Source organism: Mycobacterium sp. (genome assembly GCF_049673265.1).
Lineage (GTDB): Bacteria > Actinomycetota > Actinomycetes > Mycobacteriales > Mycobacteriaceae > Mycobacterium.
The window spans coordinates 1-14604 of record NZ_JBATXN010000447.1 but is presented as its reverse complement, the minus strand read 5'-3'; the positions used below and the strand labels follow the sequence as shown (position 1 = coordinate 14604).

General features: G+C 64.3%; 14 protein-coding genes and 1 pseudogene. 9 read left to right on the top strand and 6 right to left on the bottom strand.

The window, feature by feature from the left end; translation table 11 throughout:
* From WBF82_RS15680 to WBF82_RS15640, 9 genes and pseudogenes are all read left to right on the top strand, one after another.
* A pseudogene (locus tag WBF82_RS15680) lies at positions 1 to 195 on the top strand (ice-binding family protein); the annotation flags it as partial.
* Positions 192 to 1856 (top strand): virulence factor Mce family protein, encoded by a 1665-nt coding sequence (locus WBF82_RS15675; protein ID WP_424383906.1) that lies wholly within the window; start codon positions 192 to 194, stop codon positions 1854 to 1856. The pseudogene WBF82_RS15680 and the gene WBF82_RS15675, both read left to right, overlap by 4 nt.
* A gap of 62 nt (positions 1857 to 1918) precedes the next feature.
* Complete coding sequence (locus tag WBF82_RS15670) at positions 1919 to 3103, top strand: virulence factor Mce family protein (protein ID WP_424383905.1); 1185 nt, start codon at positions 1919 to 1921, stop codon at positions 3101 to 3103.
* A complete protein-coding gene (locus WBF82_RS15665; protein WP_424383904.1) occupies positions 3097 to 4662 on the top strand; it encodes an MCE family protein in 1566 nt (521 codons plus the stop codon). The genes WBF82_RS15670 and WBF82_RS15665 overlap by 7 nt, the downstream gene beginning before the upstream one ends.
* Positions 4632 to 5312, top strand: coding sequence for a hypothetical protein (locus WBF82_RS15660; RefSeq protein ID WP_424383903.1), 681 nt, complete (start codon positions 4632 to 4634; stop codon positions 5310 to 5312). The genes WBF82_RS15665 and WBF82_RS15660 overlap by 31 nt, the downstream gene beginning before the upstream one ends.
* A complete protein-coding gene (locus tag WBF82_RS15655) occupies positions 5309 to 6283 on the top strand; it encodes an RDD family protein (RefSeq protein WP_424383902.1) in 975 nt (324 codons plus the stop codon). Before WBF82_RS15660 ends, WBF82_RS15655 begins: the two co-directional genes overlap by 4 nt.
* Positions 6280 to 6891 (top strand): mammalian cell entry protein, encoded by a 612-nt coding sequence (locus WBF82_RS15650; RefSeq protein ID WP_424383901.1) that lies wholly within the window; start codon positions 6280 to 6282, stop codon positions 6889 to 6891. The genes WBF82_RS15655 and WBF82_RS15650 overlap by 4 nt, the downstream gene beginning before the upstream one ends.
* Entirely contained in the window at positions 6858 to 7586 is a 729-nt protein-coding gene (locus tag WBF82_RS15645) for a mammalian cell entry protein (RefSeq protein WP_424383900.1), read from the top strand. Before WBF82_RS15650 ends, WBF82_RS15645 begins: the two co-directional genes overlap by 34 nt.
* Before the next feature lie 7 nt (positions 7587 to 7593).
* Positions 7594 to 8295: a YoaK family protein gene (locus tag WBF82_RS15640; protein ID WP_424383899.1), complete on the top strand. Its 702-nt coding sequence runs from the start codon at positions 7594 to 7596 to the stop codon at positions 8293 to 8295.
* Here the strand turns inward: WBF82_RS15640 and WBF82_RS15635 are convergent.
* The 6 genes from WBF82_RS15635 to WBF82_RS15610 form a co-directional block, all read right to left on the bottom strand.
* Positions 8288 to 9313 (bottom strand): phosphodiester glycosidase family protein, encoded by a 1026-nt coding sequence (locus tag WBF82_RS15635; RefSeq protein ID WP_424383908.1) that lies wholly within the window; start codon positions 9311 to 9313, stop codon positions 8288 to 8290. The genes WBF82_RS15640 and WBF82_RS15635 overlap by 8 nt on opposite strands.
* Positions 9314 to 9510: 197 nt before the next feature.
* A complete protein-coding gene (locus WBF82_RS15630; protein ID WP_424383898.1) occupies positions 9511 to 10920 on the bottom strand; it encodes an ABC transporter permease in 1410 nt (469 codons plus the stop codon).
* Between the two features lie 93 nt (positions 10921 to 11013).
* Complete coding sequence (locus WBF82_RS15625) at positions 11014 to 11748, bottom strand: pirin family protein (RefSeq protein ID WP_424383897.1); 735 nt, start codon at positions 11746 to 11748, stop codon at positions 11014 to 11016.
* A 13-nt stretch (positions 11749 to 11761) separates the two neighbouring features.
* A complete protein-coding gene (locus WBF82_RS15620) occupies positions 11762 to 12886 on the bottom strand; it encodes an NDMA-dependent alcohol dehydrogenase (protein WP_424383896.1) in 1125 nt (374 codons plus the stop codon).
* Between the two features lie 79 nt (positions 12887 to 12965).
* On the bottom strand, positions 12966 to 13706 hold the full coding sequence (locus WBF82_RS15615; RefSeq protein ID WP_424383895.1) for a glucose 1-dehydrogenase: 741 nt from the start codon (positions 13704 to 13706) through the stop codon (positions 12966 to 12968).
* 6 nt (positions 13707 to 13712) lie between these two features.
* Positions 13713 to 14528 (bottom strand): MarR family transcriptional regulator, encoded by an 816-nt coding sequence (locus WBF82_RS15610; protein WP_424383907.1) that lies wholly within the window; start codon positions 14526 to 14528, stop codon positions 13713 to 13715.
* Positions 14529 to 14604: the final 76 nt, after the last annotated feature.

The window sequence follows — 14604 nt, the reverse complement described above, 5'->3', positions numbered from 1 at the left end:
CCGCTGGGGCCCCCGGGGCCGGTCGCGCCGCCGTCCACGTTCGCACCCGGCTACCCACCCGGACCCCCGGCACCTCCGGGACCCGGCAACCAGCTGCCGGCGCCGTACATCGCGCCCGGCGTACAGGGCAGCATCCCCGGCGGCGCCGGAGGCAGCTCGGGAGGTCAGAGTGGCGCGGCAGGAGGTCAAAGTTGAGCACTGTCTTTGATTTCCGCAACGTCCGGCTGCCGAAGCTGTCACGGGCGTCGGTGATCATCGGCGCGCTGGCGATTGTGCTGGCGATTGCCCTCGTATGGGTCGGTGTCTGGCTGTTCAAGAAGGTGACCAATAACACTGTGGTGGCCTACTTCCCGGAGGCCAACGCCCTGTACTCCGGGGACAAGGTCGAGATCATGGGTGTCAAGGTCGGTGCGATCGACAAGGTCGAGCCGGCCCACGACAAGGCCCACGAAAACCAGATGAAGGTGACCTTCCACTACAGCAACAAGTACAAGGTGCCCGCCGACGCGCAGGCCCTGATCCTCAACCCGACGCTGGTGGCATCCCGGCTCATCCAGCTGGAGCCGCCCTACAAGGGCGGTCCGGTGCTGGCCGACAACGCGGTGATCCCGGAAGAGCGCACCCAGGTGCCCACCGAGTGGGACTCGCTGCGCAACTCGATCACCCACGTGATCTCGAAACTGGGTCCCACCAAGGAGCAGCCCAAAGGGCCGTTTGGCGACGTCATCGAGGCCTATGCCAATGGGCTGGCCGGCAAGGGCAAAGAGATCAACACCACGTTCAACGACCTTTCGCGGGCATTGACCGCGCTCAACAAAGGTCGCGGCGACTTCTTCGCGGTGGTCCGCAGCCTGGCGCTGTTCGTGAATGCCCTGCACGCCGACGACCAAAAGTTCGTCGCGCTGAACAAGAACTTGGCCCAATTCACCGACAGCTTGACCGGCTCTGATCGTGACTTGGCCAACGCAATACAGAACCTCGACGGATTGCTCAGCACAGTTCGGCCATTCCTCGACAAGAACGCCGAGGTGCTGACGCACGACATCAACAACCTCGCCGATACGACCAACTCACTGGTCCAACCCGACCCGCTGAACGGTCTGGAAACCGGCCTGCATGTCCTGCCGACGGCGCTGTCGAATGCCAACCTGATTTACCACCCGGCGCAGAGTGCCATCGTCGGCCAGCCGGCGGGAACCTTGGGAGCCATGGGCTTCGCGAACCCGATGGAATTCGTCTGCAGCGCGATCCAGGCCGGCAGCCGGCTGGGCTACCAGGAATCCGCCGAGCTCTGCGCGCAGTACCTGGCGCCGATTCTCGACGCGATCAAGTTCAACTACCCGCCGTTTGGCCTCAACTTGTTCAGCACCGCCGCGACGTTGCCCAAAGAGGTCGCCTACTCCGAGCCGAGGCTGCACCCGCCGAACGGCTACAAGGACACCACCGTGCCCGGGATCTGGGTGCCCGACACACCGACGTCGCACCGCAACACCCAGACTGGCTGGATCACCGCCCCGGGCATGCAGGGCGTCAACGTGGGACCGGTGACGGCAAGCTTGCTGACCCCCGATTCGCTTGCCGAACTGATGGGTGGGCCCGACATCGCGCCGGTTCAATCGAACTACCAGACCCCGCCCGGATACCCGAACGCCTACAACGAGGAGCCCGGTCCACTTCCCTACATCGGGCAGCCTGGCAATCCGGCTCCGGTGCCGCCGCCGCCACCGGGACCGGGGGTGGTCCCGGGTCCGGTCGCGCCGACGCCGGCGCCGCTCTCTGGGCCGGCGCCTGGGCCGGCACCGGCAGGACCACCGCTGCCCGCTGAGGCGGGCGCACCGGCAGGAGGCGGCCAGTGAGGCGCATGACGAGCGCGTGGCGCGCGCGGAGCAAGTCGAACGGGCGGCTTGTGCGGCGAGTGATGAGCCAGGCCCGCCACCGTTCCTGGCAAGGACTGGTTCTGCTGGCGGCCGCGCTGGTGCTGAGTTCGTGCGGGTGGCGGGGTATCTCGAACGTACGGCTCCCCGGTGGGCCGGGCAGCGGCGGCGGGTCTTACACCGTTTACGTGCAAATGCCGGACACGCTGGCTATTAACGGCAACAGCAAGGTGATGGTGGCCGACGTCTTCGTCGGCACCATCCGCAAAATCGAGCTGAAAAATTGGGTGGCCACCCTGACGCTGAGCCTGAACAAGAACGTCAAGCTACCCAAGAACGCCACCGCGAAGATCGGGCAGACCAGCTTGCTGGGCTCTCAGCACATCGAGCTGGCTGTGCCGCGCGATCCGTCGCCGCAGCTGCTGAAAAACGGGGGCCCCTGCCCGGGCACGCAGTTACGGCCGTGCATCCCGCTGAAGAATTCGTCGGCTTTCCCCAGCACCGAGCAGACGCTGGCCAGTCTGGCCCTGATCGTGCGGGGCGGCGGGCTCCCGAATTTGGAGACCCTACAAAACGAGGTCAATAACATCCTGACGGGCCGGGGTCCGCAGATCCGCGCCTTCCTCGGAAAGCTGGACACCTTCACCCGCCAACTCAACGAGCAGCGCGACGACATCACCCACGCGATCGACTCCACCAACCGGCTGCTGGCCTACGTGGCTAAACGGTCGGATGTGCTGGATCGGGCATTGACCGAGTTCCCGCCGGTGATCAAGTACTTCGCGAACAAGGAATATCAGCAGCACTTGATCGACGCGGTTGAGTCGGTGGGCCAGCTCAGCCAAGCTGCCGCCCTATACCTGGGCGAAGCGCGCGGACCATTGCACCAAGATCTGCAGTTGCTGCAGTGCCCGCTGAAGGAACTGGGCAAGGCCTCGCCCGATCTGCTGGGCGCGTTGAAGTTGGTCTTCACCGCACCGTTCGACCTCGACACCGCTCCGAAGCTGATCCGCGGCGACTTCATGAACTCGTCGCTTGAGGTCGACACGTCGTTGTCGGCAGTTGACAACGCGTTCCTGACCGGCACCGGGTTCTCTGGCGCGTTGCGCGCACTGGATCAGTCATTTGGTCGGGACCCCGCCACGATGATTCCCGATGTGCGCTACACGACGAACCCGAACGACGCCCCTGGGGGACCACTGGTGGAGAGGGCGGACCGGCAATGCTGACTCGTTTTATCAGGCGCCAGCTGATCCTGTTCTCGATCCTGACCGTGGTTGCCCTGCTGGTGTTGGGTGTGTACTACTTGCGCATTCCAACCCTGATGGGCATCGGCCAGTACCATCTGAAGGCCAACCTGCCGGCCTCCGGCGGCCTGTACCCGACGGCCAACGTGACCTATCGCGGCATCACTATCGGCAAGGTGACCGACGTCGAGCCCACCGAGCGGGGTGCGCAGGCGACGATGAGTATCGCCAACCAGTACAAGATCCCGCTGGATTCGGTGGCCAACGTGCATTCGGTGTCAGCGGTCGGTGAGCAGTATCTGGACCTGGTCTCGGAAGGCAAAGCGCAGGGGTTCTTCTCGCCCGGGGACACCATCACCCATGGCACGGTGCCCAGCGAGATCGGTCCGGCGCTGGACACCGCCAACCGCGGGTTGGAAGTGCTGCCGAAGGACAAGATCGGCCAGCTGCTCGACGAGACCGCCGAGGCAGTCGGCGGATTGGGGCCGGCGTTGCAGCGGCTGGTCGACTCCACTCAGGCGATCGTCAGCGACTTCAAAACCAACATCAACGACGTCGACGACATTATTCAGAACTCCGCCCCGATCCTGGACAGCCAGGCGCAATCCAGTAGCGCGATCGACCGCTGGGCGCACAACCTGAACATTCTGGGTAGGGAGTCCGCTGAAGAAGACTCGCATCTGAAAAGCGTTCTAGCCCAAGCGGCGCCAACCGCCGATCAGGTCAACTCGGTATTCAGCGGCGTTCGCGACTCGCTGCCGCAGACCCTGGCCAACCTCGAAATCGTGATCGACATGCTCAAGCGCTACCACCCCGGCGTCGAGCAGCTGCTGGTGTTCTTGCCGCAGCTGGGGTCGATCGTGCAGTCGATCTCCGCGCCGTACGAGAAGGACCACATGGCGGCGCTGGACCTGTCGCTGGCGATCAACTACCCGCCGCCATGTTTGACCGGCTTTAGGCCGGCGCCGGAGTGGCGCGCACCGGTGGATACCAGCATTGCGCCGATGCGGGAAGGGAACTACTGCAGGATCCCGCAGGATTACCAGGCCAATGTGGTTCGCGGAGCGCGCAACATGCCGTGTATGGATGTGCCGGGCAAACGCGCGCCCACACCGCAGGACTGCCGAAGCAACGCACCCTACGTGCCGCTGGGTACCAACCCATGGTTCGGCGACCCCAACCAGATCCGGAACTGCCCGGCGCCTGGGGCCCGCTGTGATCAGCCGGTAGATCCCGGCCACGTGATACCGGCGCCGTCGGTCAATAACGGGCTGAACCCGCTGCCCGCCGACCGGCTGCCGCCGGGAGGTCTGACACCGCCGCCGAAGAGCGATCCGTTGCAGCGGCCGGGTACCGGTAGCGTGCAGTGCAACGGGCAGCAGCCCAACCCGTGCGTCTACACTCCGGGCGGGCCACCGGCCGCCGCCTATAGTCCGATGAGTGGCGAGGTGGTGGGCCCTGACGGTTCCAAATACTCCGTCAACAACTCGAGCAATACAGGAGATGACGGATGGAAGGCGATGCTGGCGCCGGCCGGCTGAATCCGAACGAGACCGAGGATTCGGCTTCGGAGGTGGAGCCCGAGACCGCAGCCGAGCAGACCAGCACCGAAGCGACGGACGAGGCGGATCTCGACGTCGACACCGACGCAGAGGATGCGGCCGAGTCGACCAACGACGGTAGAAGGCCCTCACGTCTGGGCGGCGGCTGGCTGGTCGGTATCGCAGCAGCGCTCGTGGTGCTGGCCGGCGGACTCGGGGCGTCGGCCTATTTCGTTGCGCTGCGTTCGCACCAGGAGAGCGAGGCTCTCGCACGCCGAGACGAAGCGGCCGTGGCCGCCGCCAAGGATTGCGTCACGGCAACCCAGGCGCCCGATACACAAGCGATGGCCACTGCCGCGCAAAAGATGATCGAGTGTGGCACCGGGGCTTACCGATCCCAAGCGATCTTGTACAGCAGCTTGCTCGTCGAGGCTTATCAGGCTGCCAACGCTCAAGTCCAGGTGTCGGATCTGCGCGCGGCAGTGGAACGCAACAACGACGATGGTTCGGTTGACGTGTTGGTACCGCTGCGCGTCAAGGTCTCCAACAGCGCGGCGCAGAACCAAGAAGTGGGCTACCGGTTGCGGGTCACGATGGTTGCCGACGAGGGCAAGTACCGGATCGCGAAGCTTGACCAGGTGGCCAAGTGACGGTGGTGCTCGAAAAGACCGAGACCACACCGGCAGTCGACGACGCAGCGTCGAATGAGCTGGCGCGCTGGCATATTCGGGCAGCCGCATACCTCGTCGACGTGTTGCCCGGCCTCGCCGTGGTGGCGACGATTCTGATGGTTTGGTTGGCGGTGCCGTTTTACAGCGCATGGTGGTGGGCGAGCCTCGCCGTCCTTGCGACCGCCATGCTGCTGGCATGGGTTAACCGGGTGATATTGCCGGCGGTCAGCGGTTGGAGCCTGGGGCGTGCGCTAATGGGGATAGCAGTCGTGCACCAGGGCGGTGCTTCTGTCGGCGTGGGGCGACTGCTGTGCAGAGAGCTTGCCCACGCGCTCGACACCTATTCGGTCTGCATCGGTTGGCTATGGCCGCTGTGGGATCCACGGCGGCGTACCTTCGCCGACTTGCTGCTCGGCACCGAGGTTCGCCGGGTCGAACCGGACAGTCGACCGGCTGGCATCGGGCGAAAGGCCGCTACCGTCGTGGCCGCCGCGGCGTTGCTGTGCATCGCCGGCGCAGGATCAAGCGTCGTGGCAGTCTATCTGCCTGATAGGGCGGCTGACCGGACGCGCGACGCCATTTCGGTGCAGGGACCGAAGATTGTCGCCGAAATGCTTTCCTACGACCCGAAATCATTGAAGCAGCAATTCGAGCGGGCTCAATCGCTGACGACCGACGGATACCGGCCGAAGCTGGTCGAACAACAAGAGGCAGCGAAGAAACGCCGACCCATCGTCAATGAGTACTGGGCGGTCGACAGCACGGTGCTGTCCGCAGCACGGAACCGTGCGACGATGCTGCTTTTTCTGCAGGGGCACCGCGGCGACGGGAACGAGCAACGCCCCATCTCCGCCACCGTGCGGGTTTCATTCAAGGCCGAAGGCGGGCGTTGGCTCGTCGACAACCTGGATCCAGTGGCAAAACCAAGACCCGTTCAGGGGCAAAAATGAGCCCCCGCCGCCGAATCCAGCCTGACGAGGTGCCGTTCTTCGACGGGCGGACGCCCAAATCAACGCTGCGGTCCAGGTTGCGGCTGCGGTTGAAGCTGCCGCGGCGGTGGTGGAAGCCGTCACGGGGTTGGGCGATGCCGGTCGCCATGGTCGTCGCGGGAATCCTTGCGGCCAGCGGGATCGGGCTATCCTCCTTCGTTCTGGTCAAGCAGAGATCGCATCACGAGGTGGCGATGAGGGAAGTCGACGTACTCGGCTTCGTTCGATCGTTCATGGCCGGGTTCACGACGCTGGATCCGTTCAACGCCAACGCATATGTAGACCGGGTATTAGCCCAGGCGACAGGCGATTTCGCCAAACAATACCGCGACGAAAAGAACCAGATCCTCATCCAGACCGCTCAGGCGGAACCGACCAAAGGCACCACTCGCGAAGCTGGGGTGGAGAGATGGAACGACGACGGCAGCGCGAATGTTCTGGTGGCCACCGACATCACGTTTAAGACGCCGGACCAGAAGCAGATAATCGATAACATAATTCGCTGGGTGGTAACTGCTCAGCGGGAAGGCGACCAGTGGAAGATCAGCAGCCTGCAGAAGGTGATCTGACCGACGAGATTTCCGACCGCGAGTCGGGATTCGACCTCTCCGCCGACACGGTTGAAGCCGAAGCCGGACAACGTGAATCGGATGCTGGCGACGAAACCGACGACGGCACAACCGAAGACGACGAGCCGACGGCCGACGAGGCCGGGGAGGCGACCGAAGCCGGCAGGCGGCACCGCCGGTCCGCTGGCAGATGGTCGGTGGTCGCTGCGGTTGTTGCGGCCGTATTGTTCGTCTGCTCCGCGGCGTTCGCGGGCGCGACCCTGCAACCGTATGTGAAGGAACGGGCCACCGTGGCTACCAAGCTGCGCATCGCCCGCACCGCCGCGAATGCAATCACCACGCTGTGGACGTACAACCCGCAGAACATGGACAAGCTGGCTGATCGGGCGGCGCAGTATCTCAGCGGCGACTTCCAGGCGGCCTACCGCAAATACATCGATGCGATCGTGGCGCCCAATAAGCAGGCTCAAATCAGCAACAGCACACAGGTCACCGGGGCAGCGGTGGAGTCGTTGAACGGTGCGGATGCCACCGCCATCGTCTACACCAACACCAGTTCCACCAGCCCGGCCACCAAAGACATTCCCTCGCTGAAGTACCTGTCCTATCGGCTGGTGATGAAACGCGATCACGCGCGATGGCTCGTTACCAAAATGACGACCATCACCTCGCTGGATTTGACGCCCAAGTTCTAAGGACCGCATGGCCGCTGACGTGATGGCCTCGCCGGTATCGGACCGATTGACGGTTGCCGCGTTGCTGCTGTTGACGTTCGCGACCGGGTTGGTCGATGCGATCAGTGTGCTGGTACTCGGTCATGTCTTCGTCGCGAACATGACGGGGAACATCATCTTCCTCGGGTTCTGGTTCGTCCCGCGGGCGGGCGTCGATCTGACCGCCGCGATCGTTGCGTTCGTAAGTTTCCTCACCGGCACCGTGATCGGCGGCCGGTTGACGCGGCACTTCGGCGTGCAGACCCGTCGGTGGCTCACGACTGCGCTGGGCATCGAGGTCGTCATGTTGGTGGTGCTGTCGATCCTGGCCGGCACCGGTGTGCTCGGCTATCAAGCCAACACCAAACTATTTTTAATCGGCGGGCTGGCAACGACGTTCGGCGTGCAGAATGCCACGGCACGCCAGTTCGGTATTCAGGAGCTGAGCACCACCGTTCTCACGTCGACGGTAGTCGGTATCGGTGTCGACAGCAGGCTGGCCGGCGGCAGCGGGCAACGCGAAAAGCTCCGCTACAGCGTTATTTTCGCAATGTGCGGCGGCGCCATCGTCGGCGCCACGATGTCACGGTTCACCGTGGCCCCGGTGATCGCTTTGGCTGCGACGGTGGTTGCGGTCAGCCTGCTGATCTTCCGGTTTGGGCCTGAGCACACCGCCGTCGAACCTAATTGAAAGCAAGCCAGCTAGGCAGTGACCGCTCGCGCGAGTCGCAAAGGACTTCCCGGGTATCGCAATTCCCCTTCGGCACGCCGGCCCCGGCCCACATGCCGCCGGTGTCGCGGCGCAGCACGATCGCCGATGACCCGCCACCGTCGAGCAAGATAGCGGTGTCGCTGCCCAAGCCACGGAACAGGTCCTGGATGTTGTCCGGCGTGTAGCTGCCGCCTTGGAACACATACATTTCGTCGCGGGGTCGCGAATAGGCAAGCGCCGTGCGCGCGGCGCTGGGACCACCGTCATGGAGCTGCCCAATGCTGCCCGGCGACAAGAGGCCGAGCCCGCTCACCGCGACGAACGACTCGCCCCGGTCGACCAAGCCGGTGACAACCGAAGTGGCGGCATCGTAGTCATGACCATCCCGGCCGCCCCTTGGCCACAACACCGATGGCGGGCCATGGGTCGGCAGAACCATCGTCGCCAATGCACTCCAGTTTTCACCCCCGCCGGACAGACCTTGTTTACCCGCATAGGGAATCGTGCCGGTGACTGCCTGATTGGCGTGGCCCTGGCCGTGAGTGTTGTCGACGTAGGCACCCAGCGGTGAACTACACCCGGTGGACCGCCACGAGCCCGACTTCTGGCCGCGGACGTCGAAGAAGTTCGCGTTGATAGCGATCGTCGGCTGGCCCATCACCTGCCAGGCCTGCACGGGAGCGTAAGTCTCCGAGGCTTGCATCAACCCGTCGCCGGTGCGCGCCCCGGGATTTTGTTCACAGCGCGCCTGGTAGCCGTTATGGCTGTCCACCAGCAGATGCGGTGAAAGCCGTTGCGAGGCACCCTTGATGATCATCAGGTGGCCTCCGCTGCCGCCGTCATACCAGCTACCGCCGGCGTTGAGCATCGGCGCCGGATGCCCACTGCCGAAGTTGTACACCAGGTAGGAACCTTGGGTGTTGGCGATGGCACTGGCCAACAGGTCGCGGGCCTCCGCGCGCGCGACCGGCTGCCCCGTGCTGGTGGCCAGCGTCATTGACAGCGCCGTCACGGCGCAGCAGGCGGCGGTGCGCCGGAAGGCGGCGACGAGAGACGGCACGGTTGCCCTTTCGGCACGAAAGTTGGTACAACCAGCACAACATCAACCGCGGCGATAGCCCGGTAAAGTCGCATAACAGTCGCGTGACGGTTTAGGCGCGGTCCAATTACGTTCGGCCGCTGGCCATTTGCGTGCTACTCCGGCGCGCTGGTCGACCCTGTCGTCCACTCGGCGGTGGCGGTCGGTTCGGATGCACTCGTCGCCGCAGTGGATGCCTCGAACCCTGGCGGAAGCCGGTGATAGCCGCGGCGGTCATAGATCCAGGTGACGATGCCGCCGAACAGCAGACCGATGACGAGCCCGACGGTGGTCATCGTCAGGGCGTGCGACAATCCCGCGTCGGCTTGACCGTTGAGATACAGCAGCGCTCGCGCACCCAAGAAGACGTGGTGCATCGGTTCGAATTTCGCCAGCCAGTCGAACAACTGCGGCGTGGCCTCCAACGGCACCGTGGCACCCGCCGACGGCAACCCTAGGATGACGAACACAAACATGCTGACCAGTACACCCAGTGAACCGAGCACGGCGATCAGCGACGTGGACGTGATACCAACTGCGGCGATCGCGAAGGCCCCGAAGAGCCATAACGGCAAGGTCCGCGGGATCGGCATACCCAACCGCGACGCGATCAACATGTAGACGGCCGACGTCAGCAACGCCAGCACCACCATCAGCGCCCACTTGATCAACAGCGTTCGGAATCGAGAGATTTTCACCTGTCCGGCGAACCGATAGACCGGACCGAATTCGGCGGGCACAAAACCGAGCATCGAGTCCACCAGCATGCTGACCACGATGCTGCCGGTGAAGCCGGCCAGCACCAGCAACAGCGAATAGTAGAACGCAGACAGCCCATTCCCGGTCCCGTCCGGTAATACATCGTGCACCGTGGATTCGACTTGGATCGGATTCTGCAGCATCAACGTCACAGCAGCGGGCAGCCGTCCTGGACCCGCTTGCTGCGCTACTTCCTGCGAAAGCCGCTCGCCCACACGGTGATCCACCATTGTGATGGCACGTGTCAGCGTCTGACTGGCGATGCTGGCCCCCAGGGTGCCCGCCCGCGGATTCGTCGAGACGAGAATGATGGGCCGCTCGACGCGGCCCGGGTTGAGCGCGCTTTTCGCAAACGCCTGCAGCCTGGAGGAAAAGTTGGGCGGTATCACCGCGACCCCGTAAACCTGTGCGGTATCAAGTTGGTTCTTGGCGTCGTTGTGGGACAGCACGCGGACGTCGTATGCGTCGTCCTTCTCAAAACCGGCGAGCAATCCCTTGACGACCTGCGCACCGGTAGGCCCGGCATCCTCGTTCACCACGGCGATGGGGAAGTGGCGCAGGTTGGTCATCGGCCGCAGGATTCCGCCGAGGTAAAAAGCGGCCAGCGCCGCCAAGACGATCAGCGTGACGACGATCGGGACGGTCCAGAACCGCACCGTCCGCGTCGCTTTGGGGTTGGCAAGGTCGGATAGGGGCACGTCATCTGGGTGCGGTGGCGCGGGCACGTCGGCTTCGGGTGCGGCGTGCCGGCCGCTGGGTTCAGCCATAACGGACTCCTCTTCGTCCGGCCCACCCTATGACGCCGGTCGCGGTGATGGTGCTTACGCCGCGATATTTTCCAGGCCAGAGGCGTCGCTGCGTCAGTCGCCGAGTGATGTGTGCATCTCCCAGACCAAAATTTCGCATGGCTCATGGGCCGTGACCCGCGCGCCAGTCGAGGCGGTGAGCCGCACCGCATCGCCATCGGCCAGTTCGGCGTCGTCATCGGTGGTGGCCATGTTCAGCCGGCCACGTGCGACGAACAGGTGTAGATAAGGCGCCGCGGGCAGTTCGACTGTCTGACCGCGCAGGAGGCGCCCGCCGTGCAATGCCGCCGAGCCGTTGTGGATGGTGATAGCGGGATCGTGTCCGGCCATTCCCGAGGCGATCGTCGCCAGGCGGCCGGCGAGCAGATCGTCGGCGACCTCGTGCTGCTGGTAGGTCGGTGGGATGCCCGACACGTCGGGCTGCACCCACATTTGGACGAAACGCACGGGATCGCTGGTCGAATCGTTGCGTTCGGAGTGCAGGATGCCGGTGCCGGCCGACATCCGTTGAGCCAGACCGGGATACACCATCCCGCTGTTACCGGCGGAGTCGCGATGCGCCAACGAGCCGTCCAGCACCCATGTCACGATTTCCATGTCGCGGTGCGGGTGGGTAGCGAAACCTGCAGCCGGTGCCACCACGTCGTCGTTGTTGACCAGCAGCACGCCGTGGTGGGTGTTGGCCGGGTCGTAGTGGTCACCGAAGGAAAACGAGTGCCTGGAGTTCAGCCAAGACGTCTCGGTAACCGCCCGGTCTTGCGCACGTCTGACGTCGACGGTGGCGGGCATAACCCCAGGGTAGCTACCAGTCGGCTTCGGTATAGCGGATCACACCGCGAATGTTCTTGCCGTCCAGCATGTCCTGGTAACCCTGGTTGATGTCTTCAAGTCGGTACGTGCCTGTCACCATCTCGTCGATTTTGAGCAGGCCCGACTTGTAGAGCCCGACCAGTCGCGGCGTCTCGACATGGGAGTTGCCGCCGCCGAAGATGTTGCCTTTCAGCGTCTTCTGCAACATTGTGAACAGGAACAAATTGAGTTTGACGTCGACGTCAGTCATTGCGCCCATGCCCGTCACCACGCAGGTGCCAGTCTTGGCGGTCAACGTCATCGCTTCTTCGATCATCTCGCCGCGCATCTCGCCGACCGCGATGATGGTCTTGTCGGCCATCAGGCCATGGGTGACGTCGATCATCGGCGCGATCGCCGCCGCCATCGACTCGTAGACGTGGGTGGCGCCGAATTTGATGGCCTGCTCGCGTTTGAATTCGACCGGATCGATGGCTATCACGTGTTTGGCACCGGAGAGCACCGCACCCTGCAACGCGCTCATCCCGATGCCGCCCACACCGACGATCGCCACCGTCTCACCCGGCGCAACCTGGGCGACGTTGGTGGCCGAGCCGAATCCAGTCGGAACCGCACACCCCAGCAGCGCAGCCGATTCGAACGGCACAGCGGGATCGACCTTGACGACCGAATCCTTGTGCACGGTCATGTACGGGGCGAACGTGCCCAGCAGGTTCATCGGTGACACGTCGTGAGACCCGGCCCGCACCCGGCAGGTGCCGTCGGCGATGGCCTTGCCCCCGAGCAACACCGCGCCGCGGTCGCACAGCGACCGGAAGCCCTTCAGGCACGGCGGGCAATGACCACACGCCGGGATGAAGGCGAGGATGACGTGATCACCCTCGGCGATGTCGGTGACGCCCTTGCCGACTTTGGTAACGACGCCGGCGCCTTCGTGGCCGCCGAGTGCGGGCAGCCCGATCGGGGTGGCTCCGGTCGTCAGGTGGTAGTCGGAGTGGCACATGCCCGCGGCATGCAACTGAATCTGGACTTCGTCCGCGACGGGATCGCCCACCTCGATCTCATCGATGCGGAATCCCGAATTGAGCTCCCAGAGAAGCGCGCCTTTGGTCTTCACCCGTGCGATCTTAGCCAACTGACCAGAACGCGTTACAAAACAGGTGTCAAGAAAAGCTTTGAACTGGGGTAACGGTCGCCTACATGGTCTTGTGCGGTACCCCGATGGTCAGTCCGCCGTCGATGACGAATTCCGCGCCGGTGGAGTACGACGACTCGTCGGAGGCCAGGTAAACGACGCAGGCGGAGACCTCGCTGGGATCGGCGCCGCGGCCCAGCGGGATCTGCAGGAAATCCTCCGGGACGCCGGCTGTCATCGGGGTGCGGATCAGCCCGGGGTGGATCGAGTTGACCCGGATACCCTGCGGCGCCAGCTCTAACGCGGCGGCCTTGGCCAGGCCGCGTACCCCGAACTTCGATGCGACGTAGCCATAGAGTCCGGGACTGCCGCGCAGGCCTTCGACGGAGGAGATGTTGATGATCGACCCACCGCCGGCCGCGGTCATCGGTTCGACCGCTGCCTGCATGCCCAGAAAGGTCCCGGTGAGGTTGACGTCGATGATCTTCTGCCAGTCGGCCAACGGGAAGTTTTGCAGGGTGTTGCCGTTGAGGATGCCGGCGTTGTTGACCAACACGTTGAGCCTGCCGAACTCGTGCAGCGCGACGTCGACGGCCGTTTTCCACTGATCGGGCTGCGTCACGTCGAGGTTTACGAATCGCGCCGCATTACCCAATCCCTGTGCCAGCCGGTGACCTTCGTCGTCAAGGATGTCGCCGACTACGACCTCGGCTCCTTCGGCGACCAACGCCCGCGCATGCGATGCGCCCATGCCGCGGGCACCGCCACTGATCAATGCAACTTTTCCGTCCACGCGTCCCATGGCCGGTCACGCTACTAGCAGCGCCTGGGCGTGCCTGAGCGCGGCATCGAGGTCGGCAAGGGTGAGCTGGTCACGGCCGCCCAAGTGGATCTCGATCTGGTACTCCGGCTGGCCATCACGCCCGAAGATCGGCAAGACGACGAATTCCGTTGATGGCAGCTCGGTTTCGAGGGTATGCGTGACAGATTGCAACGTGACCATCGTCATCAGCGCGCTCAGCTCGCGCGTCACCCGGGCGGTCGGCTCCAGGGATGCCAGCACCGTGGTGAGCCGGTCGTGCAGCGACGTGTGCGCCGCGTCGAACCGCCACGCTCCGTACCCGCGGTCCCGTATCGCGGCGAGCACCCGTCGATGCGCGGTGATTTCAGCCCAGGTCAGCCGCGGCGTAACCCGCTGCAGCCAGGCGTCAACAGCACGGTCGTCACGCCAGGCCATCGCCACCAAGCCGAACGGAGGTCCGATGGGGAAGTGCTGGCCGACCGCGTGCTCGCCGTCGGTGCCGTGGCCGATCGCGTCGACGGTCGTCAGGTGCGTCGGCCCGATTTTCGACATCGAACAACCCGCGCTCAGCGTGGTGTGCAGGAAGGTCAGCGCATCACGGCCGCGGTCCAACAGTGGGAATTGCCCTCTCAGGCTGTGGACCAGCGCGAACAATCCGCTGCCCAACGTGTAGCGGCGATCCTCGTGACGGGTCACCCAGCTGCGCCGCTCCAGTTCGGTCAGCACCAGCGCGCACGTCGAAGTGCTGATCCCGCATATCTTGGCCAGTTCGGCTGATGTCTGCCCCTCCGATGAATCCGACAGTGCCGCAAGCACATCCATTACTCGCCCGGTGGGTGGCGACTTGGCCGGGCCGGCCCTGCGCAATGGCACTGTTGACGAAGCCATCGCCGCCTTC